The organism is Streptomyces avidinii (assembly GCF_014650695.1).
In the GTDB taxonomy this organism is placed as follows: Bacteria; Actinomycetota; Actinomycetes; order Streptomycetales; family Streptomycetaceae; genus Streptomyces; species Streptomyces avidinii.
The window spans coordinates 92,465-112,130 of record NZ_BMVL01000013.1 but is presented as its reverse complement, the minus strand read 5'-3'; the positions used below and the strand labels follow the sequence as shown (position 1 = coordinate 112,130).

Here is a 19,666-nt window from a genome sequence, read left to right as displayed (position 1 = left end):
CTGCGCGGCTCCTTAACCAAAATGGGATGTGCTGGGTGTCTGGCGGGGTGTCTGGTTCGGTCTGGCGGTCTTGTGGTGTCCGGCGAGGGTACGACGCGGACCATTGTGGCCCGACGCACCGACAACGCCGACTCCGACCCCGGGGGTCCCCCGGACGGAGTGCGGGGGAGTGACCCGGGAACTTATCCGGCGGCCGACGCGCTTGCATACAGTGGCAGGTCGATAAGAAATCTCTGCATCGCGATCGAAGGGACCACATGCCCATGGGTCACACGGCCACAGCCCAGGCCGGCTCCGGCGGCCTGACAGCGACCGAGCACCGGCTGGCCAACGGCCTGCGCGTGGTGCTCTCCGAGGACCACCTGACCCCGGTCGCCGCGGTCTGCCTCTGGTACGACGTCGGCTCGCGCCACGAAGTCAAGGGACGTACCGGCCTGGCTCACCTCTTCGAGCACCTGATGTTCCAGGGGTCTGCGAGCGTACCGGGCAACGGCCACTTCGAACTGGTCCAGGGCGCCGGCGGTTCGCTCAACGGCACCACCAGCTTCGAGCGCACCAACTACTTCGAGACGATGCCGACCCACCAGCTGGAGCTCGCGCTCTGGCTGGAAGCGGACCGGATGGGGTCCCTGCTGGCCGCCCTGGACGACGAGTCCATGGAGAACCAGCGCGACGTCGTCAAGAACGAGCGCCGCCAGCGGTACGACAACGTTCCCTACGGCACGGCCTTCGAGCGGCTCACCGCCCTGGCCTACCCCGCGGGCCACCCGTACCACCACACTCCGATCGGCTCCATGGCCGACCTGGACGCCGCCTCCCTGGAGGACGCGCGCACCTTCTTCCGTACGTACTACGCGCCCAACAACGCGGTGCTCTCCGTCGTCGGGGACATCGACCCCGAGCAGACGCTCGCCTGGGTGGAGAAGTACTTCGGCACCATCCCGGCGCACGACGGCAAGCAGCCGCCGCGCGACGGCTCGCTGCCCGACACCATCGGGGAGCAGCTGCGCGAGGAGATCGTCGAGGAGGTCCCGGCGCGTGCGCTGATGGCCGCCTACCGGCTCCCGCACGACGGCACCCGCGAGTGCGACGCCGCCGACGTGGCGCTGACCATCCTGGGCGGCGGCGAGTCCTCGCTGCTGCACAACCGGCTGGTACGCCGCGACCAGACGGCCGTCGCGGCCGGCTTCGGCATGCTGCGCCTGGCCGGCGCACCCTCCTTGGGCTGGCTGGACGTCAAGACCTCCAGCGGGGTCGAGATCCCCGCCATCGAGGCGGCCGTGGACGAGGAGCTCGCGCGGTTCGCCGCAGAGGGCCCGACGGCCGAGGAGATGGAGCGCGCCCAGGCGCAGCTGGAGCGGGAGTGGCTGGACCGGCTGAGCACGGTGGCCGGGCGCGCCGACGAACTGTGCCGCTTCGCGGTGCTGTTCGGCGACCCGCAGCTGGCGCTGACCGCCGTCCAGCGGGTCCTGGACATCACGGCCGAGGAAGTGCAGGCCGTGGCCGCGGCCCGACTGCGCCCGGACAACCGCGCGGTGCTCGTCTACGAGCCGATCGCGGCCGACGGGTCCGACCAGCACGACGAGTCCGACGAGAACGAGGGGGCGGAGCAGTGAGCGACACCGCAGCCGTCACGATGACCTTCCACCCGCAGCCGCAGGCCGGCGAGCCGCAGCCGTGGGCCTTCCCGGCCCCCGACCGCGGGCAGCTGTCCAACGGGCTGACCCTGCTGCGCTGCCACCGGCCGGGCCAGCAGGTCGTCGCGGTCGAGGTCAACCTCGCCGCTCCGCTCGACGCCGAGCCCGCGGGCCTGGACGGCGTGGCGACCATCATGGCGCGGGCCCTCTCCGAAGGCACCGACAAGCACTCCGCCGAGGAGTTCGCGGCCGAGCTGGAGCGCTGCGGCGCCACCCTCGACGCGCACGCCGACCACCCCGGCATCCGGGTCTCGCTGGAGGTCCCGGCCTCCCGCCTGCCCAAGGCCCTGGGCCTGCTCGCCGAGGCGCTGCGCGCCCCCGCGTTCGCCGACGCCGAGGTCGACCGGCTGGTGCGCAACCGGCTCGACGAGATCCCGCACGAGCTGGCCAACCCCCAGCGCCGCGCCGCCAAGCAGCTCTCCAAGGAGCTCTTCCCGGCGACCCTGCGGATGTCCCGGCCGCGCCAGGGCACCGAGGAGACCGTCGCCCGGATCGACTCCGCCGCCGTACGCGCCTTCTACGAGGCCCACGTACGCCCCGCCACGGCCACCGCAGTGGTCGTCGGGGACCTGACCGGCATCGACCTGGACGCCGTGCTGGCGGACACCCTGGGCACCTGGACGGGCAACACCGCCGCGGCCCTCCCGGTGCCGCCGGTGACCGCCGACGACACCGGTCGCGTGGTCATCGTGGACCGGCCCGGAGCGGTCCAGACGCAGCTGCTGATCGGCCGGATCGGGGCGGACCGCCACGACCGGGTGTGGGCGGCCCAGGTGCTCGGTACGTACTGCCTGGGCGGCACCCTCACCTCGCGCCTGGACAAGGTGCTGCGCGAGGAGAAGGGGTACACCTACGGGGTGCGCGCCTTCGGCCAGGTGCTGCGCTCCACCGCGGACGGCAAGGGCGCCTCGATGCTCGCCATCAGCGGCTCCGTGGACACCCCGAACACCGGCCCGGCGCTGGAGGACCTCTGGAAGGTGCTGCGCACCCTCGCCGAGGGCGGTCTGACCGATGCCGAACGTGATGTCGCCGTCCAGAACCTGGTGGGCGTGGCCCCGCTGAAGTTCGAGACGGCGGCCTCGGTCGCGGGCACGCTCGCCGATCAGGTCGAGCAGGAACTGCCGGACGACTACCAGGCGCAGTTGTACGCGCAGCTGGCCGAAACCGGCACGGTGGAGGCGACTTCGGCGGTCGTGAAGGCCTTCCCGGCGGACCGGCTGGTCACCGTCCTGGTGGGCGATGCGGCGCTGATCGAGGAGCCCGTGCGGGCCCTCGGGATCGGTGAGGTCACGGTCGTCTCCAACTGACGGTCGGGATGCGGCCCCTTGAGGGCCGGCTGAAGGTTTCAGCAAGGGGTTCTGGTGACTTGTTTACCAGAACCCCTTTTGTCCGTTTAGTGGCGAGGTTGCTTGTATGCGGTGTGGCGTACGCAACAAAAAGCCGTGTCTGTTTGGCGATTGACTGATGATCCGCCTAGCGTCGGCCGTGCTGTCCGTCAGTTGTGCCCGCCGCACCCGCGGCACCGGGCAGCGATCGCCGAGTCCCCGTCAGGCGCGAGCCTGGGGAGCCGGGGACCCACATAGTCCCTGGGGTGAATCGGACCCCCTCGAAAGAGGAGGTCCGTAGGAGACCTTCCTGCTCCGAACCCGTCAGCTAACCCGGTAGGCGAGAAGGAAGGAAAGGATCAAACCCTTCATGGCGTTTGGCAGTCGTCCCGCTGGTTCCGGTAAGCACCGTGGTTCCAGCCGTCTGAGCAAGAAGACCGCCGGTTACGCCGGTATCGCCGCGATCGCCACCACGGGTGTCGTCGGTTCCCTCGCCGCCCCGGCCTTCGCCGCGGACAACCACAGCAGCAACATCGGCATGGACAACGGCCTGGGTGCCGTCGTCGTCGCCGACGAGCTCGCGGGCGACATCTCCGAGCAGGCCGACGCCCAGCACCGCGCAGCCGAGCACGCCGCCGCCAAGGCGCAGGCCGAGGCCGACGCGAAGCAGAAGGCCGCGGAGGCCAAGCGCCTCGCGGAGGCCAAGGCGAAGGCCGAGCGCGAGGCCGCCGAGCGCGCCGCCCGCGAGGAGGAGCGCAAGCGCCTCAACACCTTCGTCGCCCCGGTGGACGGCTCGTACGTCAGCACGCAGTACCACGCGGGCGGCGGCATGTGGTCCTCCGGCAGCCACACCGGCATCGACTTCCACGCCGCCTCCGGCACCTCGGTCCACGCCGTCGGCGTCGGCACCGTCGTCGAGGCCGGCTGGGGTGGCGCGTACGGCAACAACGTCGTCATCAAGCACAACGACGGTACGTACACCCAGTACGGGCACATGACCTCGCTGAACGTCTCGGTCGGCCAGCAGGTCACCCCCGGCCAGCAGATCGGTCTGTCGGGCTCCACCGGCAACTCCAGCGGCCCGCACCTCCACTTCGAGGCCCGCACGGGCTCACAGTACGGCTCGGACATCGACCCGATCGCGTACCTGCGCTCGCACGGCGTCGAACTCTGAGGCTGCGCCGCAGCGCGTCGGCTCCACCCTCCGCTTCACCGAAGGCCCCGGCTCCCCGAGCCGGGGTCTTTGTGTTGCGCCCTTGTGCAAATGTTTCGCATTTTCGGCTGCTCTCGGAAATTATCGTGTGTTGCAATAGAGTCGCAGCACGCGCATGTGCGTGCAATGAGACTGGCAGTCGGAAATAGGCGGAGGTTCGGTCTTGCGTATTCCTGCGCACGCGGTATGCACAGCAATCCGCGACGACATCGTCTCCGGGGCGTTCGAGCCGGGCGCCCGGCTGACCGAGGAGGTGCTGGCCCGCCGGTACGGGGTCTCGCGCGTCCCGGTCCGAGAGGCCCTGCGGACCCTGGAGTCCGAGGGCTTCGTGACCACGCGGCGCCATGCGGGGGCCTGCGTGGCCGAGCCGACCGAGCAGGAGGCCGCGGACCTGCTGGAGCTGCGGATGCTCCTGGAGCCCCTGGCGGCCGCCAGAGCGGCCCGGCGGCGCACCGACGCGCACCTCAAGGTGCTGCGCGGGCTGGTCAGGCTGGGGCAGGAGCGGGCCAGACGGGGCCAGGGGGAGGATCTGCGGTCCCTGGGCGGCTGGTTCCACGAGACGCTCGCGCAGTCCTCCGGCAGCCCCGGGTTGATCTCGCTGCTCACGCAGATGCGGCACAAGATCGCCTGGATGTACGTGGTGGACGCGCCGGTCCGGCCGGTGGAGTCCTGGGCGGAGCACGGCGCGATCGTGGACGCGGTGGCGCGCGGGGACGCCGAACGGGCGCGGGCGCTGACCGTGGTCCACGCCGACCGGGCGGCGGGGGCGCACCGGCTTCGGCTCCGCGCGGCGGTGAGGACTTCGCAACCTGCCGTAAACATGTCGGGCGGCCGGCATTAACAGGAGCCGTATACAAAGGATGGAATCGCGCGAATTCGCTGCGCGGCGGCGGGTCGGATTGCGTGCCGGGCCTATTTGCCGTGCCGAATTTCCACGGATCTGAATTCGGCGTGCGCCGGGATTTCGGACGGGCTTTTCTTTGCCCGGCGGGATCCCTCCGGGCGGCTTCGGTTCGGGTGTCAAGGGTGCGGCCCGGCAGGGGGTGTTGCCGGGGCCGGGACCGGGACCGGGGTTCCGGCCGGCAGGCAGGGGCCCGGACCGGATACGACGAAGCCGCGGTCCCGGGAGCGGGGGCCGCGGCTTCGTGCGTGGGGTCGAACCCGAAGGGTCAGACGGTCTCGGGGAGCTCCTCGAGACCCTCGGCGACCAGCTTCGCGAGGCGGTCGAGTGCGGCCTCGGCGCCCTCGGCCTCGGAGGCGAGGACGATCTCCTCGCCGCCCTGGGCGCCCAGGCCCAGAACCGCCAGCATGGAGGCGGCGTTGACGGGGTCGCCGCCGGACTTCGCGATGGTCACCGGGACGCCGGAAGCGGTCGTCGCACGGACGAAGATCGAGGCGGGACGAGCGTGCAGGCCCTCGGCCCAACCGACGTTGACGCGGCGCTCTGCCATGGTGATGCCCTTCAGGTTCTTACGGTTGTCTAGACCAGTCTCTCACGACGTCCGGAATGCTCGGACCGACCTTCGGCCTCAATTTTTCGCCGTTCGACCTTGCCCAGCTTGCACTGGTTTGTCCAGTCCTGCCTAATGCGCCGCGCGAGAGCTGCCCCGCCCGATCCGGCCGTAAGGTAGGCCCATGACCATCGAGTCGGACCCCTCGTACCCGGCCCACTGGGAAGCCGATGTCGTCCTGCGCGACGGCGGTACCGCCCGGATCAGGCCCATCACCACCGAGGACGCGGGGCGGCTCGTCAGCTTCTACGAACAGGTCTCGGACGAGTCGAAGTACTACCGGTTCTTCGCTCCCTACCCCCGGCTCTCCGACCGCGACGTGCACCGCTTCACGCACCACGACTACGTGGACCGGGTCGGGCTCGCCGCGACCATCGGCGGGGAGTTCATCGGCACCGTCCGCTACGACCGCATCGGCCCCGACGGCCGGCCCGCCTCGGGGCCCGCCGACGAGGCGGAGGTCGCCTTCCTCGTTCAGGACGCCCACCAGGGTCGCGGGGTCGCCTCCACCCTCCTCGAACACATCGGCGCGGTGGCCCGCGAGCGCGGCATCCGGAGGTTCGCCGCCGAGGTGCTGCCCGCCAACAACAAGATGATCAAGGTGTTCACGGACGCCGGCTACCAGCAGAAGCGCAGCTTCGAGGACGGCTCCGTCCACCTCACGCTCGACCTCGAACCCACCGCCGAATCCCTTGCCGTCCAGCGGGCCCGCGAACAGCGTGCCGAGGCCCACTCGGTGCAGCGGCTGCTGGCTCCCGGATCGGTGGCCGTCGTCGGAGTCAGCCGGTCCGGCGCCGGCGTGGGCGCGGCCGCGCTGCGCAACCTCCGAGACAGCGGCTTCCGCGGCCACCTCTATGCCGTCAACGAGGCCGTCACCCGTGACCTGCTCGACGGCGTACGGGCCTACCCCACGATCGGATCCGTCGGCGCCCCGGTCGACCTCGCCGTGATCGCGGTCCCGGCCGACCGGGTCCCCGATGCGGTGGCCGCCTGCGGCGAGCACGGGGTGCAGGGGCTGGTCGTCCTGTCCGCCGGTTACGGGGAGAGCGGCCCCGCCGGGCTCGCCCGCCAGCGCGAACTCGTGCGGCAGGTGCGCTCGTACGGGATGCGGCTGATCGGCCCGAACGCCTACGGGGTGATCAACACCGCGCCGGAGGTGGAACTCAACGCCTCCCTCACCCCGGCGCCGATGCCCACGCGCGGCCGGATCGGCCTGTTCACCCAGTCCGGGGCGATCGGGATCGCCCTGCTCTCCGGCCTGCTCCGGCGCGGTGAGGGACTGTCCTCCTTCGTTTCCGCGGGGAACCGGGCCGACGTCTCCGGCAACGACATCCTCCAGTACTGGTACGACGACGAGGCGACCGACGTCGCCCTGCTCTACCTCGAAACCCTCGGCAACCCGAGGAAGTTCACCCGCCTCGCCCGCCGGACGGCGGCCGTCAAGCCGGTGGTCGTCGCCAAGGGCGGCCGCCACAGCCCGGCCGGGCACGTCGTCCCCGGCACCAGGCTCCCGGAGGCCACCGTCTCCGCGCTGCTGCGGCAGGCCGGCGTCATCCGCGTCGACACGGTCACCGAGTTGGTGGACGTCGGCCTCCTGCTGGCCGCGCAGCCGCTGCCTGCCGGGCCCCGGATCGCGATCCTCGGCAACTCCGAGTCCCTCGGGATCCTCACCTACGACGCCTGCCTCACCCAGGGCCTGCAGCCGCTGCCGCCGCTGGACCTGACGACGGCCGCCTCGCCGGCCGACTTCCGCACCGCCCTGACCGATGCCCTCCGCTCCGAGGACTGCGACGCGGTCGTGGTCACGGCCATCCCCTGGGTGAGCGAGGACGCTCCCGCGGACGACCTGGCCGGTGCGCTCCGCGACGCCGTTGCCGAGCATCCCGGCAAGCCGGTGGCGGTCGTGCACGTCGAGCTGGAGGAGCTCGTCGAGGCCCTGTCCGCGGTACGTGGACTGCCGCACCCGGCCCCCTACCCGGCCGGGGTCCCTGCCCCGGACCCGCGGTCCCCGGCGGGCCTGCCGACCACGGCGGGGGCCAGCATCCCCAGCTACCCCGCCGCCGAGCGGGCGGTCAAGGCCGTCGCCGAAGCCGTCCGCTACGGCCAGTGGCGCCGGGCCACCGCCGACGACGACGGGCGGGTTCCCGAGTACGAGGACATCGACGAGGCCGGAGCCGCGGCCCAGCTGGCCGGACTGCTCACGGACGTCGATGCCGGAGCCGTGCTCACCCTCACCGACTGGGACGCCCGCGAGCTGCTCGCGCGGTACGGGATCCGGGTCCTGCCCACCCTGCCCGCGCCGAGCGCCGACGCGGCGGTCCGGGCCGCCGGGGTGCTGGGCTACCCGGTGGCGCTCAAGACCACCGCCCCGCACCTGCGCCACCGCGCGGACCTGGGCGGCGTACGGCTCGACCTCCCGAACGAGGCCGAACTGAGGCGCTCGTACGAGGAGCTCACCGACGCGCTGGGCAAGCCGGCCGAGCTCCAGCCCGTGGTGCAGCCCATGGTGCCGCGCGGGGTCGACACCGTCGTCCGCTCCGTCATCGACCCCGCCGCGGGCGCCGTCCTCTCCTTCGGGCTCGCCGGCGTCGCCTCCGAGCTGCTCGGCGACACCGCGCACCGGCTGGTCCCGGCCACCGACCGGGACGCCGCCGGACTGATCCGGTCCATCCGGACCGCACCCCTCCTCTTCGGCTGGCGCGGCAGCGACCCCGTGGACACGCCCGCCCTGGAGGACCTGCTCCTGCGGCTGTCCCGCCTGGTGGACGACCACCCCGAGGTGATCGGAGTCTCCCTGGAGCCCGTCGTGGTCGCCGCCGAGGGGCTGTCCGTGCTCAGCGCCACCGTCCGCGTCGCCCACCCGCCCGCCCGCGGCGATCTCGGCCCGCGGACCCTCCCCAGTTACTGACCGGGTACGGCGCGGCCTGAGGGCCCCGTACGGGCCTTAGGATGGACCTCATGGCGAAATCCGGTACGACGACCCAGGGGCTGCGCACGGCGATCGAGCGCAGCGGCTACTACCCGGCCCTCGTGGCCGAGGCCGTGGAGGCCGCGGTGGGCGGCGAGCCGATTTCGTCGTACCTGGTCCACCAGGAGACGACCTTCGACTCCAACGAGGTGCGGCGCCACGTCACCGTGCTGGTGCTGACCGGCAACCGCTTCATCGTCAGCCACACCGACGAGCAGGCCGCCGACGCCGGGTCCCCCTCCCCGTACGCGACCACCTCCACCGAGTCGGTCAAGCTGTCCAGCATCTCCTCCGTGGTGCTCAGCCGCGTCGTCGCCAACCCGGAGTCCTACACTCCCGGCACCCTGCCCCGTGAGGTCGTCCTGACCATCGGCTGGGGCGCGGTCTCGCGCATCGACCTGGAGCCGGCCGCCTGCGGCGACCCGAACTGCGACTCCGACCACGGCTACACCGGCAACTCCACCGCCGACGACCTCAGCCTGCGCGTCAGCGAGGCCGGCGACGGCCCCGAGGCGGTGCGCCAGACCCTGGTCTTCGCACAGGCGCTCTCCGAGGCCACCGCGGCCACGTCCACCCCCGCCCGCTGATGGCGTACTCCGCGGCGCAGGAGTGGCCCGAGCCGGAGCTGCTCGACCTGGCCGGCGCCCCCGTCCCGGAGTACGGCACCGGGTCGCTCGCCGACCTGCTGCCCACGCTCGTGGCGGGCCAGGGCGTCCCCGGCTTCACCGCCGCGATCCCCGAGCTCACCCCGGCCGACCGGAACTGCGTGTTCCTGGTCGATGGCATGGGCTGGGAGCAGATCAAGGCCCACCCGGACGAGGCCCCGTACCTCACCTCCCTGCTCGGCAGCTCGCGCGGCGGCACCGGCCGCCCGATCACCGCGGGCTTCCCGGCGACCACCGCCACCTCCCTGGCCTCCGTGGGCACGGGCCTGCCGCCGGCCCGCCACGGCCTGCCCGGCTACGCCGTCCGCAACCCGGCCACCGGCGAACTGATGAACCAGCTGCGCTGGTACCCGTGGACCGCGCCGAAACCCTGGCAGCCGTACCCCACCGTCTTCCAGCAGGCGGACAAGGCCGGAGTGGCGACCGCCCAGGTCTCCTCGCCCGCCTTCCAGACCACCCCGCTCACCAAGATCGCGCTCAGTGGGGGCACCTTCCTCGGCCGGATGACCGGCGAGGAGCGGATGGACCTGGCGGCCGAACGCCTCGCGGCCGGTGACCGCTCGCTCGTCTACACGTACTACAGCGAGCTCGACGGCGCCGGCCACCGCCACGGCGTGGACTCCGACGCCTGGCGCGGCCAGCTGATGTACGTGGACCGGCTCGTCCAGCGGCTCGCCGAGCAGCTCCCGCCGCGCACCGCCCTCTACGTGACCGCCGACCACGGCATGGTCGACGTCCCCTTCGACGAGGACTCCCGGATCGACTTCGACGAGGACTGGGAGCTGAGCGCGGGCGTGGCCCTGCTGGGCGGCGAGGGCCGGGCCCGGCACGTGTACGCCGTGCCGGGTGCGCAGGCGGACGTACTGACCGTGTGGCGCGAGGTGCTCGGCGACCGGTTCTGGGTCGCGAGCCGCGAAGAGGCCCTGGAACTGGGCTGGTTCGGCGTGCCGGGGGAGTGCGACGAGCGCGTGCTCGGCCGCATCGGCGACGTGGTGGCGGCCGCCCAGTCCGATGCCGCGATCACCGCCTCGCGCAACGAGCCGAACGAGTCCGCCCTCGCCGGAATGCACGGCTCCATGACGGCGGCGGAGCAGCTCGTCCCGCTGCTCGAAATCCGCACCTGACGCGCGTCGGCCCACCGCGCCCGGACCTGTACCGCCCACCACCTGCCCACGACCCGAAAGGTCCCGTACTTCCCATGCCCGAGCTGGTGTTCTTCTCCGGAACGATGGACTGCGGAAAGAGCACCCTGGCGCTCCAGATCGCGCACAACCGTGACGCGCGGGGACTCCAGGGCGTGATCTTCACCCGTGACGACCGGGCGGGCGAGGGCAAGCTGTCCTCACGCCTCGGCCTGGTGACGGAGGCGGTCGAGGCGCCGGAGGACATGGACCTGTACGGCTACCTGGTCGCGCAGCTGTCCAAGGGCGGCCGGGCGGACTACGTGATCGTGGACGAGGCGCAGTTCCTCGCCCCGGAGCAGATCGACCAGCTGGCCCGGATCGTGGACGACCTCGGGCTGGACGTCTTCGCCTTCGGGATCACCACGGACTTCCGCACGAAGCTCTTCCCGGGCTCGCAGCGCCTGATCGAGCTGGCGGACCGGCTCGAGCAGCTCCAGGTCGAGGCCCTGTGCTGGTGCGGCGCCCGGGCCACGCACAACGCCCGTACGGTGGGCGGGGAGATGGTGGTCGAGGGCGCCCAGGTCGTCGTCGGCGACGTGAACCGCCCGGCGGAGGAGATCGGCTACGAGGTCCTCTGCCGCCGCCACCACCGCAGGCGCATGACCTCGGCCGCGGCCCGGGCGGGCGCCCTCTCCCCGGACGTCCTCCCGGTCAACCACGCCTGAGGGGTACCCGCCGCCGCCCATGGTGGCGCCGTCTGTGGGTTCCTCAGGCTTCCGCCAGCAGGGGGTCGTAGGCGCTGGAACGCTGACGGCCCGACATGAAGGACACGAAGTCCTTGACGAAAGCGCTGCGGGAGTACGTGGCTCCGGTGTCGGTCATGGAGCGCCGGAACCCGGTGCGGAACAGCGCTCGGTACTCCTGTTCGTCGATGGACTGGTTGCCGTCGGAGTCGGCGGCGTCGAAGAGCACCTCGGCGACCTTGATCAGTGCGGGCCCGGCGAGGGAGGGCACGGCCGCTGCGTACTCGGCCTTGCTGATGCGGCCGTCCCCGTCGGCGTCGAGTGATGCCTGCAGCTCCCGCCACCAGTCGGCGAAGGCGTTGTAGAGCCGGGTCTCCTTGGGCTCGTCCAGGTCGAGGCGGCCCGACAGCTCCCGGGCCATTGCGGCGAGGTCGGGCCAGTCCAGGTAGCCGTCGCCGGTCTGGTCGAGCACGTCGTGGAAGAACTCCTCGGCGCTGCGCGCGGGCCCGGCCGACGGGGCGGGGCCGGGTTCCGGGGGAAGCGGTGTGATCAGCCTGAGCAGGGCGCCGGCCCGCTTGATGCCGTCGCGGACCGCGGTGAGCGTTCTCGCACGGGGGTCATCGCTGTCGGGAGTGAGGGAGAGCAGGTCGACCAGCTCATCCGTCTGGACCCAGCCGGCGGGCAGGAAGCGTGCCAGGCCCATGGCCAGGTACGCACTCTGCGTCAGCGTCCGGGCGCCGGGGATGTCGGGCAGCCCGGCCCGGCGCCGCAAGGGCTCCGGGAGGGAGGCCACGGTGATGGCGCCGATGACGGGGCCGGCGAGGGTCCGGCCGGCTGCCCAGAGGGTGGGCAGATCACCCAGTACCGCGGGCGCGGGAAGGTGGTCGAAGAGCTTGTAGAGGATGATGCGCAGCGCCTCGGTGTTCTCCAGCTCCTCCGCGACCATCCGGTCGAAGTAGGGCCAGAACTCCCGCAGGGTCGGCGGCAGGTGGCCGGACCGGTCTCCCAACAGCGCCAGGAAGGCCTGGTGCTCGGCGTACAGACGCTCCATGGTGGCCTGTTCCAGGGGCTGGCCGCTGAGCCGGCACATGGTGACGACGCTTTCGAACAAGGTCGCCACCACCCAGGCCCGGACCCCGGGATCCATCGCGTCGTAGGGCTGCTCGTGTGCGTCGGCGCCGTTGATCCGGGCATGGAGCCGGTTCAAGCGCGCCGCTTCCCGTTCCCGCACCTGGTCATCGGCGCCGAACATGCGCTGCAGGCTCAGGAAGGTGTTCCGCAGCCGTCGCCACGGGTGCGTCACGAAGGTGGAGTTGTCGATCAGTGCCGCGCCGACCTGCGGGTGAGCGGCCTCCAGTACCGTCGCCCGGATGAGGGCCAGTGCCCAGCGAGGGTCGTTCGCGAACCGGTGGAACTCGGACTCCGGCCCGAACACCGAGGCCCCGTCGTGGTGAGCATCGCCCGGTGCGCCGGGGTTGAAGGAGGTCACGGTCGAAGGTCTCCGTTCGCGTGCGGTGCGACGCCGCCGAAACGGCGGTCGCGCTGCTGGTAGGTGTGTACGCATTCGGCGAAGTGCGTCGCGCGGAAATCGGGCCACAGCACCGGCGGGAACATCCACTCCGCGTAGGCGACCTGCCAGAGCATGAAGTTGGAGATGCGCTGCTCGCCGGACGTGCGGATGACGAGGTCGACATCGGGTGTGTCCGGGAAGGGGAGATGAGCGGCGAAGACCTGCTCGTCCAGGGCCTCGGCCGGTACCCCGGCGCGGATGAGTGAGCGCGCCGCCTCGACGATGTCGCTGCGCCCGCCGTGATCGAACGCCACCGTCAGGGTCATGCCGCGGTTGGCACCGGTCAGCGTCATCAGATCGGCGAAGTCCTGGGCCAGCGGAGCCGGAATCCTGGCATCCGAAACGCCCAGGAACCTGCAGCGGATCCCGCGCGCATGCAGGAGCGGAGCGTGCTTGCGTACCACACGGCGCACCAGGTGCATCAGGAAATCCACCTCGCCGCTCGGGCGGCTCCAGTTCTCGGTGGAGAAGGCGTACAGGCTCAGCCACTCCACCCCGGCCGCCCGGGCCGCTTCGATGACGTCGATCACCGTCGCTTCGGCCGCGGTGTGACCGGACGTGCGTGGCAGCGACCTCTGCGCCGCCCATCGGCCGTTGCCGTCCATCACGCAGGCGACATGCCGCGGCACGCGTCCGTCGCGGCCCTCGCCCGCCGGGCGGCGGGGGCCGAACGGGACCGGTGACGAGGACGAACCGCCGTGCGCCTGCTCAACCTTCACGGCCATCCCTCTCGTTGTCACATCGCGATCCCCGGCTCGGCGGTCGACAAGCTGCAGAATGCCGGGCTCGTACTACGGGCGTACGTGACTCCCCAGGTGTTCATGCCTACGGGGGATCGTGTCCCGGCCGCGACCGAACCCGTATATCAGCCAAGGTCACCCCCGAGGCTCGATGCCCGAGGCCCTGTTCCAGCGCATCCGGGACCAGGGGAGCGCGAGTTCGGCACGGTCGGCGACCGGGCGCGGGGACAGGGAGTCGACGGCGACCGCCTCGCGGTGGCGGGCGTACACGGTGTCCACGTAGCGGTGGCCGGTGTCGGCGGCGATGAAGAGGACCGTGCGTTCCCGCGCCCGGGACCGTTCCCAGCGGGCCGCGAGGTAGCCGGCCCCGGTGGACAGGCCGGCGAACACCGCGTGCCGTCGGAGCAGGTCGACGCTGCCGGCCAGGGCGGCGTCGAAGGAGATCCAGTGGAGCGTGTCGTACGACGCGTGGCTGACGTTCCCGAAGGGGATGGAGCTGCCGATCCCGGCGATGATGATCTCGGGGTCGGCGACGTGCTCGGCGCCGAAGGTGACGCTGCCGAAGGGCTGCACACCGACCAGTTCGACGTCGGGGGAGTCCTCCCGCAGGTAGCGGGCGAGGGCGCCGGTGGAGGCGCCCGACCCGACCCCGCCGACGACGGTGAGGCCGTCCCCGCCCGTCGACTTCCGGACCAGGTCGGACACGGCGCGGTAGCCCAGGTAGTGGATGTCGTCGTGGTACTGCCGCATCCAGTGGTACTCGGGATGCTCGGCGAGGATCTCGTGGATGCGCTCGACCCGCCGCTTCTGGTCCAGCTTCAGGTCGGTGGAGGGTTCCATCCGCTCCAGGGTCGCCCCGAGCACGGCGAGTTGGGTGCACAGCGTGTGGTCGACGGTCGTCGAGCCCACGATGTGACAGCGCATGCCGTGGCGGTGGCAGGCCAGCGCGAGGGCGTACGCGTAGATCCCGCTGGAGCTGTCCAGCAGGGTGTCGCCGCGCCGCACCGCCCCGGTGTCGAGCAGGTGGCGGACCGCGGCCAGGGCGGAGACGACCTTCATGGTCTCAAAGCGCAGGCAGAGGAGCCGGTCGTCGAGGCGTATGAGGTCCGGTCGGCCGATGGCCTCCGCGATGTGCTGGTCCACTCGGGAACTCCCTGGTCGTCTGAAGGGGCGTCGGAAAGGTCGTGAAGGTGCGGGTCGCGTGGATGCCGTTGCTCTCCAGGGCGCGTACGCAGCTGCGGACCCGGTGGCGCAGGCCCCTGGCCGCCGGGTCGAGGAGCAGACCGGCCACCGCGCCGCTGTGTGCGATCTGGACCCCCACCGCCCCGAGCCGCCGGCCGATGTCGGTGAGCGTGTCGAACTCCCGGTGGCGCAACAGCTGCTGGCCCCGTCGTGCGCTGGCGCTCGCGACCCGGCCCAGCAGGGCCGCGTCCCCCGTGGCGACGGCCCGCCGCAGCAGGGTGCGCAGCCGCTCGAAGGCGCGTACGTCGCTCGCGCCGTGCGCCGGGACCGGCAGCGAGAGGGTGTCCACGGGCGCACCCCCGCCCAGGGCGCAGCCCACGACGACGAGGGGCGGCAGGCAGGGGCCGAGCACCTCCAGCACTCGCCCCTCGCGCTGGGCGAAGAGCACCGGGCGGGCGTCGAGCATCAGCGGGTCGCAGGCCAGTTCGGCGCTCACCGCGAGCCGGGCGACGGTGCCGGGCGCCAGCCGCACCCCGTAGGAGTCCGCGACGGCGCGTACGACGGCGATGACATCGCTGGTGGAGCTGCCCATGCCGAGGCCCACCGGGATGTCGGAGGCGATCCGCAACTCGCCTCCGCAGGGAGCCTCCTGACATCGCGGCGCGCACTCCGCCACGGCGAGGGCGGCGGCCCTCGCCGCCTTCGTACGGTCGCCCGGCAGCACACCGATCCTCTCCGGCGCGGTGCCGGGACGCCGGGTGAACTCGGCCCGGCTGCCCATCCCGGTCATCGGCAGGGTGACCAGACCGGCGCACCGGCGCCCGGCGGCGTCGAGGAAGACGCCCTGGAGGATCTCGCCGTGGTGGCAGGGGGCCTGCCCGACCCCGCGGCGGGCGGTGGGTGCGATCACGGCTGCGCCACCGCCCGGTAGCGGTAGAGGGTCGTCGGGTCGGCGCTGAACTGGGAGAAGGGGAAGGGCTCCGCCGACAGGGCGGTCACCCCGGAGCCGAGGAAGGCGCGGGCCACCGCGCTGCCGCTCTGTGCGTAGACGACCAGCGGGATACCCCGGGTGCGGCAGCGGTCGAGGACGGTGTCGAAGGAGCCGTTGCCGAGGGTCATGCCGGTGGCGACGACGGCGTCGGCGCGCTCCAGCACCTCGTGCATGTCGGTGGTCACAGGATCGCCCCACCGGGTGGCCCTGAGGTTGAAGTCGCACGGCAGCGGTACGCCGCCCCGCTCGCGGATGGCCGCTACGAGCGGGTCGACCACGCCGATGAGGCCGACCCGGGCGCCCGCGCCGATGTCCAGCAGCCCGGTGATGGCCGCGTCGCGGGCCCGGGCGCGCACTTCGGGGGTGCCGACCGGGAGGGCGATCGGTTCGGCCGCGGCGTCGCGGTGCGGGTGTTGCTCGGCCAGGTACGCGTCGAGGGCGGCGATCCGCAGCGGGCGCGGTGCCTCGCGCAGCAGGACGTCGAGCGGGGCGCCCGAGGCGTCGCGGCAGACCGCCGGGTCGATCTCGCCGGGCTCGAAGGCGCAGCCGCCGAAGGAGCCGCCGAGGCGCACCAGGACGTACTGGTTGAGATAGGTGGTGTCGCCGCCCGCCAGGCGGGTGCCGTGGTGGATCCAGAACACGCTGGTCGCCACGAGTGCGGAGGGCAACGGCCCGTGTTCACCGGCCAGTACGGACGTGATGAGGGCGTCGACGGTCGGTGCGGGCGCGGTGGTGGTCCGGGTCGTCATGAGGTTCCTTCACGGAGTGTCGATACGGGTCGGGGCGCGGGCGCAGGCGCGGGTTCGGGCGGGGTTGCGGTTGCGGATGCCGGTACGGCGGGCCGCAGCGGTCCCCGGTAGCAGACCGCGGGCCGCCCCAGGGCGTCGGTGGCCAGCTCGGCGTCCACCTCGAAGATCCCGGCGAGGTGCTCGGTCGTGAGGACGGCGGCGGGGGGCCCGGAGGCGATCAGGCGGCCGTGGTGCATGAGCAGCAGCCGGTCGCAGTAGCGGGCGGCCAGGGTGAGGTCGTGCAGGGCGACCAGTACGGTCTGCCCGGTGCCGGCGAGCAGCTCCATGAGCTCCAACCGGTGCCTCACGTCGAGGTGGTTGGTGGGCTCGTCGAGCAGCAGGCCGTACGGTTGCTGGGCGAGCGCGCGGGCGATGTGGGCGCGCTGCCGCTCGCCGCCCGACAGCCCCCGCCAGGAGCGCCCGGCGAGCGCGGTCAGGCCCACACGGTCCAGTGCGGCGGCCACGACCGCCCGGTCGGTGGCGTCGGGTCCGTGCAGGCGGTCGCGGAAGGGCGTCCGGCCCAGTCCCACGACGTCGGCGACGCGCAGGTCGGTGTCGAGCCCGGAGTCCTGCTCGACGAAGGCGATCCGGCGGGCGATCCGCCGGGCACTCCAGTCCCGTACGGGCAGGCCGTCGTAGCGCACCGTGCCCGCGTCGGGCACGCGCAGCCCGGCCAGGCAGCGGAGCAGGGAGGACTTGCCCGAGCCGTTGGGGCCCAGCAGGCCGACCGTCTCGCCCGGCGCGATGTCCAGGCCGACCCCGCGGACGACGGGCGTGCCCGAGGCCAACCAGCTCAGCCCTTCGGCGGTGATCCTCACAGCTCCCCCTTCCTGCGCAGGACGACGAGGAACAGGGGGACGCCGAGCAGTGCGGTGATCACGCCGACCGGGATCTCGCGCGGCGCGAAGGCGACCCGTGCCAGGGCATCGGTCCACACCAGGAACACCGCTCCCGCGAGCGCCGCGTGCGGGAGCAGGACCCGGTGCAGCGGACCGACGAGGAGACGCACCCCGTGCGGAACGATCAGCCCGACGAACCCGATGGCGCCGACGGTGGCCACCGCCACCGAGGTCAGCACGGCCGTCACCACCAGCAGCAGCATCCGGGTGCGCCGTACGCCGATCCCCAGGGAGGCGGCGGTGTCCGCGCCGAAGGCGAGCCCGTCGAGGGAGTTCGCGCACAGCCAGGCGGCCGCGAGCCCGAGCGGGGTCACGAGCGCGCAGACGGCGACGGCATCCCAGCGAGCCGGAGCCATCGAGCCCAGCAGCCAGTGGGTGAGCGCGCGCGTGGTGTCGGCGTCCGCGGAGGCCATCAGGACCAGCGAGGTCAGGGCGGTGAAGAGCTGCCCGACGACCACTCCGGTCAAGGCGATGCGGACCGAGTCCAGGCCCGTGCGGCGCAGCAGCGCCAGCAGCAGGCCGAAGGAGAGCAGGGCGCCGACGAGCGCGCCGCCGGTCACCCCGAGCGCGCCGGCGCCCGGCCCGGCCAGGGCCAGCGGCAGGACGGCCGCGATGACGGCCCCGGCCGAGGCGCCGGAGGACACCCCGAGCAGGTACGGGTCGGCCAGCGCGTTGCGGGTGACGGCCTGCAGCACGGTGCCGCACACCGCGAGCGACGCGCCGACCAGCGCCGCCATCAGGACCCGCGGCAGCCGCAGGTCCCAGACCAGCGAGTCCAGCAGCGGCGGCAGTGGTTCGGTGCCGAGTCCCAGCCGGGCCCCGAGCACCCGGCCGAGGTCGGTCCATCCCACGTCGGCGGCGCCGATCCGGGTACCGGCCGCCACCGAGACGGCGAGTACGAGCACCCCGGCGAGGAACAGCCCCGTCCGGGCCGGCCCGCCGGCCCGCCCGGCCCGGACCCGCCGCGAGGGGGCGCCGTCCACCCGGACGTCGCGGGCGGCCGGCAGCAGCAGGTCCACCGTCCCCGGGTCAGCGGACATATCCGAGGTCCTTCATCGCGTCCGCCAGCAGCCCCAGGGTGTGCACGGAGCGTACGGAGGGGTCCAGTTCGATGCCCGGCACCTCGATGATCCTGTTCTCGCGCACCGCCGCCAGCCGGGAGACCACCGGGTCCCCGGCCATCGCGGCGCGCTTCTCGGCGGCGCTGTCTCCGGGCCGACCGCGCTCGCTCAGATCGCCGATCACGATGAAGTCCGGGTCGCGCGCGGCGACTTCCTCCCAGGAGACCTCCGGCCAGTCCTCGGCCACGTCGTCGAAGGCGTTCTTCGCGCCGACGATCCGGCTCATCTCGCCGGGCAGGCCGGTCCCGCCCGCCACGTACGGCATGCCGTTGAAGACCGAGTAGAGGTAGACGACGGTGGGCTGCCCACCGTCCCGGGCGGCGGCCCTGCCGGCGTTCTCGCCGGCCTTCGCGACGACGGCGCGCTGCTCGCGGGCGAGGGCGCCGGCCCGCTGCTCGCTGCCGAAGACCTTGCCGAGCTGCTCGTAGTCGGAGAAGAGAAGTTCGAAGGGCGACTTTCCGGCCTCGTTCTGCTGGGGGCAGTCCACCGCGCTGACGAAGGCCGGGACCTTCACGGCCGCCAGCTCCTCCCGGGTGCCGGCGCGGTCCTTCGTGTAGAGGTCGGCGGAACCGGCCACCACGAAGTCGGGCGCGGCAGAACGCAGTTGCTCGCCGGTGGCGATCTTCGGGGCGATGACCGGGACCTTGGCGTAGGCCTCCTGGTAGCGCGCCGGGATCTTCGTCTTGAGGTTGGCCGTGCCGGCCATCCGGTCCTGGAGGCCCAGTTCCAGCAGGGTCTCCGTCGAGGTCTGGTCCAGGGCGACGGCGCGTTGCGGGGGCCGGTCGAAGGAGAGCTGCCGGCCGCAACTGTCGATGGCCGCCGCGGCCGAGGGCCTGTCGGCGGACGCGCGGTCCTCGGTGGTGGTGGCGGTCGAGCAGCCCGCGGCCGCGAGGGCCAGGGCGAGCGTGAGGGGAATGCCGGGTCGGGCGCGGTGGCGCATGGGTTCTCCGGTCTGGAAAGAGCGTGGAAGGGCGTGGAAGTGCGTGGAAGGGCGCGGGTGTGGTCGTGCACCGGGCAGGAGTGCCTCGTTCAAACGCTACTGTAATGGTTATCGTTTTCATTAACACCCCCGGGTCGGGGTCATCGAGCCGCGATCCGCTACCTGCCGACGAACGAGGAGCACCCCACC

The 19,666-nt window shown here is 72.4% G+C and carries 17 protein-coding genes and 1 riboswitch; of the genes, 8 read left to right on the top strand and 9 right to left on the bottom strand.

From position 1 onward, the window contains the following. Window positions 1–263: 263 nt before the first annotated feature. From IE257_RS28875 to IE257_RS28860, 4 genes are all read left to right on the top strand, one after another. Window positions 264–1,616, top strand: coding sequence for a M16 family metallopeptidase (locus IE257_RS28875; protein ID WP_189972811.1), 1,353 nt, complete (start codon window positions 264–266; stop codon window positions 1,614–1,616). A gap of 20 nt (window positions 1,617–1,636) precedes the next feature. Beyond that, complete coding sequence (locus IE257_RS28870) at window positions 1,637–3,004, top strand: M16 family metallopeptidase (protein ID WP_189972895.1); 1,368 nt, start codon at window positions 1,637–1,639, stop codon at window positions 3,002–3,004. A 217-nt stretch (window positions 3,005–3,221) separates the two neighbouring features. After that, window positions 3,222–3,379, top strand: a riboswitch (cyclic di-AMP (ydaO/yuaA leader). A 13-nt stretch (window positions 3,380–3,392) separates the two neighbouring features. Further along, window positions 3,393–4,196, top strand: coding sequence for a M23 family metallopeptidase (locus IE257_RS28865; protein WP_052871836.1), 804 nt, complete (start codon window positions 3,393–3,395; stop codon window positions 4,194–4,196). Between the two features lie 202 nt (window positions 4,197–4,398). Continuing rightward, window positions 4,399–5,076: a GntR family transcriptional regulator gene (locus tag IE257_RS28860; protein WP_189972810.1), complete on the top strand. Its 678-nt coding sequence runs from the start codon at window positions 4,399–4,401 to the stop codon at window positions 5,074–5,076. A gap of 328 nt (window positions 5,077–5,404) precedes the next feature. On the opposite strand, the gene IE257_RS28855 is transcribed toward IE257_RS28860, so the two are convergent. Further along, window positions 5,405–5,686: an HPr family phosphocarrier protein gene (locus tag IE257_RS28855; RefSeq protein WP_030026990.1), complete on the bottom strand. Its 282-nt coding sequence runs from the start codon at window positions 5,684–5,686 to the stop codon at window positions 5,405–5,407. Between the two features lie 184 nt (window positions 5,687–5,870). Here IE257_RS28855 and IE257_RS28850 point away from each other — a divergent pair, with 184 nt between their 5' ends. From IE257_RS28850 to IE257_RS28835, 4 genes are all read left to right on the top strand, one after another. Next, window positions 5,871–8,654 carry a bifunctional acetate--CoA ligase family protein/GNAT family N-acetyltransferase gene (locus tag IE257_RS28850; protein ID WP_189972809.1) on the top strand — a complete coding sequence of 928 codons (2,784 nt, stop codon included), beginning with the start codon at window positions 5,871–5,873 and terminating at the stop codon, window positions 8,652–8,654. 50 nt (window positions 8,655–8,704) lie between these two features. Further along, window positions 8,705–9,301, top strand: a complete 597-nt coding sequence (locus IE257_RS28845) for a DUF5998 family protein (RefSeq protein WP_073909804.1) — start codon at window positions 8,705–8,707, stop codon at window positions 9,299–9,301. After that, window positions 9,301–10,503 carry an alkaline phosphatase family protein gene (locus tag IE257_RS28840; RefSeq protein WP_189972808.1) on the top strand — a complete coding sequence of 401 codons (1,203 nt, stop codon included), beginning with the start codon at window positions 9,301–9,303 and terminating at the stop codon, window positions 10,501–10,503. The genes IE257_RS28845 and IE257_RS28840 overlap by 1 nt, the downstream gene beginning before the upstream one ends. Window positions 10,504–10,577: 74 nt before the next feature. Continuing rightward, window positions 10,578–11,228 carry a thymidine kinase gene (locus IE257_RS28835; protein WP_189972807.1) on the top strand — a complete coding sequence of 217 codons (651 nt, stop codon included), beginning with the start codon at window positions 10,578–10,580 and terminating at the stop codon, window positions 11,226–11,228. 43 nt (window positions 11,229–11,271) lie between these two features. Here IE257_RS28835 and IE257_RS28830 read toward each other — a convergent pair whose 3' ends face one another. The 8 genes from IE257_RS28830 to IE257_RS28795 all read right to left on the bottom strand — a co-directional run bounded on the left by IE257_RS28830 (window position 11,272) and on the right by IE257_RS28795 (window position 19,477). Further along, a complete protein-coding gene (locus tag IE257_RS28830) occupies window positions 11,272–12,735 on the bottom strand; it encodes an oxygenase MpaB family protein (protein ID WP_229920719.1) in 1,464 nt (487 codons plus the stop codon). Beyond that, window positions 12,732–13,541: a polyprenyl diphosphate synthase gene (gene uppS / locus IE257_RS28825; protein ID WP_189972805.1), complete on the bottom strand. Its 810-nt coding sequence runs from the start codon at window positions 13,539–13,541 to the stop codon at window positions 12,732–12,734. Before uppS ends, IE257_RS28830 begins: the two co-directional genes overlap by 4 nt. Window positions 13,542–13,691: 150 nt before the next feature. Continuing rightward, complete coding sequence (locus IE257_RS28820) at window positions 13,692–14,699, bottom strand: pyridoxal-phosphate dependent enzyme (protein WP_189972804.1); 1,008 nt, start codon at window positions 14,697–14,699, stop codon at window positions 13,692–13,694. Further along, the gene (locus IE257_RS28815; RefSeq protein WP_189972803.1) at window positions 14,620–15,648 is read right to left on the bottom strand and encodes a GHMP family kinase ATP-binding protein; all 1,029 of its coding nucleotides are present in this window, start codon (window positions 15,646–15,648) and stop codon (window positions 14,620–14,622) included. Before IE257_RS28815 ends, IE257_RS28820 begins: the two co-directional genes overlap by 80 nt. Beyond that, window positions 15,645–16,478, bottom strand: coding sequence for a Rossmann-like domain-containing protein (locus IE257_RS28810; protein ID WP_189972802.1), 834 nt, complete (start codon window positions 16,476–16,478; stop codon window positions 15,645–15,647). The genes IE257_RS28815 and IE257_RS28810 overlap by 4 nt, the downstream gene beginning before the upstream one ends. Further along, window positions 16,475–17,335, bottom strand: a complete 861-nt coding sequence (locus tag IE257_RS28805; RefSeq protein ID WP_189972801.1) for an ABC transporter ATP-binding protein — start codon at window positions 17,333–17,335, stop codon at window positions 16,475–16,477. Before IE257_RS28805 ends, IE257_RS28810 begins: the two co-directional genes overlap by 4 nt. Beyond that, the gene (locus IE257_RS28800) at window positions 17,332–18,456 is read right to left on the bottom strand and encodes a FecCD family ABC transporter permease (protein WP_189972800.1); all 1,125 of its coding nucleotides are present in this window, start codon (window positions 18,454–18,456) and stop codon (window positions 17,332–17,334) included. The genes IE257_RS28805 and IE257_RS28800 overlap by 4 nt, the downstream gene beginning before the upstream one ends. Next, the gene (locus IE257_RS28795; RefSeq protein WP_189972799.1) at window positions 18,446–19,477 is read right to left on the bottom strand and encodes an ABC transporter substrate-binding protein; all 1,032 of its coding nucleotides are present in this window, start codon (window positions 19,475–19,477) and stop codon (window positions 18,446–18,448) included. Before IE257_RS28795 ends, IE257_RS28800 begins: the two co-directional genes overlap by 11 nt. Between the last annotated feature and the right edge of the window lie 189 nt (window positions 19,478–19,666).

What these genes read in the sequence shown, in the direction of transcription:
- IE257_RS28795 (WP_189972799.1), bottom strand. Translation starts at nt 19,477, where the DNA reads ATGCGCCACCGCGCCCGACCCGGCATTCCCCTCACGCTCGCCCTGGCC.
- IE257_RS28845 (WP_073909804.1), top strand. Translation starts at nt 8,705, where the DNA reads ATGGCGAAATCCGGTACGACGACCCAGGGGCTGCGCACGGCGATCGAG.
- IE257_RS28850 (WP_189972809.1), top strand. Translation starts at nt 5,871, where the DNA reads ATGACCATCGAGTCGGACCCCTCGTACCCGGCCCACTGGGAAGCCGAT.
- IE257_RS28870 (WP_189972895.1), top strand. Translation starts at nt 1,637, where the DNA reads ATGACCTTCCACCCGCAGCCGCAGGCCGGCGAGCCGCAGCCGTGGGCC.
- IE257_RS28835 (WP_189972807.1), top strand. Translation starts at nt 10,578, where the DNA reads ATGCCCGAGCTGGTGTTCTTCTCCGGAACGATGGACTGCGGAAAGAGC.
- IE257_RS28865 (WP_052871836.1), top strand. Translation starts at nt 3,393, where the DNA reads ATGGCGTTTGGCAGTCGTCCCGCTGGTTCCGGTAAGCACCGTGGTTCC.
- IE257_RS28875 (WP_189972811.1), top strand. Translation starts at nt 264, where the DNA reads ATGGGTCACACGGCCACAGCCCAGGCCGGCTCCGGCGGCCTGACAGCG.
- uppS (WP_189972805.1), bottom strand. Translation starts at nt 13,541, where the DNA reads ATGGCCGTGAAGGTTGAGCAGGCGCACGGCGGTTCGTCCTCGTCACCG.
- IE257_RS28800 (WP_189972800.1), bottom strand. Translation starts at nt 18,456, where the DNA reads ATGTCCGCTGACCCGGGGACGGTGGACCTGCTGCTGCCGGCCGCCCGC.
- IE257_RS28840 (WP_189972808.1), top strand. Translation starts at nt 9,301, where the DNA reads ATGGCGTACTCCGCGGCGCAGGAGTGGCCCGAGCCGGAGCTGCTCGAC.
- IE257_RS28855 (WP_030026990.1), bottom strand. Translation starts at nt 5,686, where the DNA reads ATGGCAGAGCGCCGCGTCAACGTCGGTTGGGCCGAGGGCCTGCACGCT.
- IE257_RS28810 (WP_189972802.1), bottom strand. Translation starts at nt 16,478, where the DNA reads ATGACGACCCGGACCACCACCGCGCCCGCACCGACCGTCGACGCCCTC.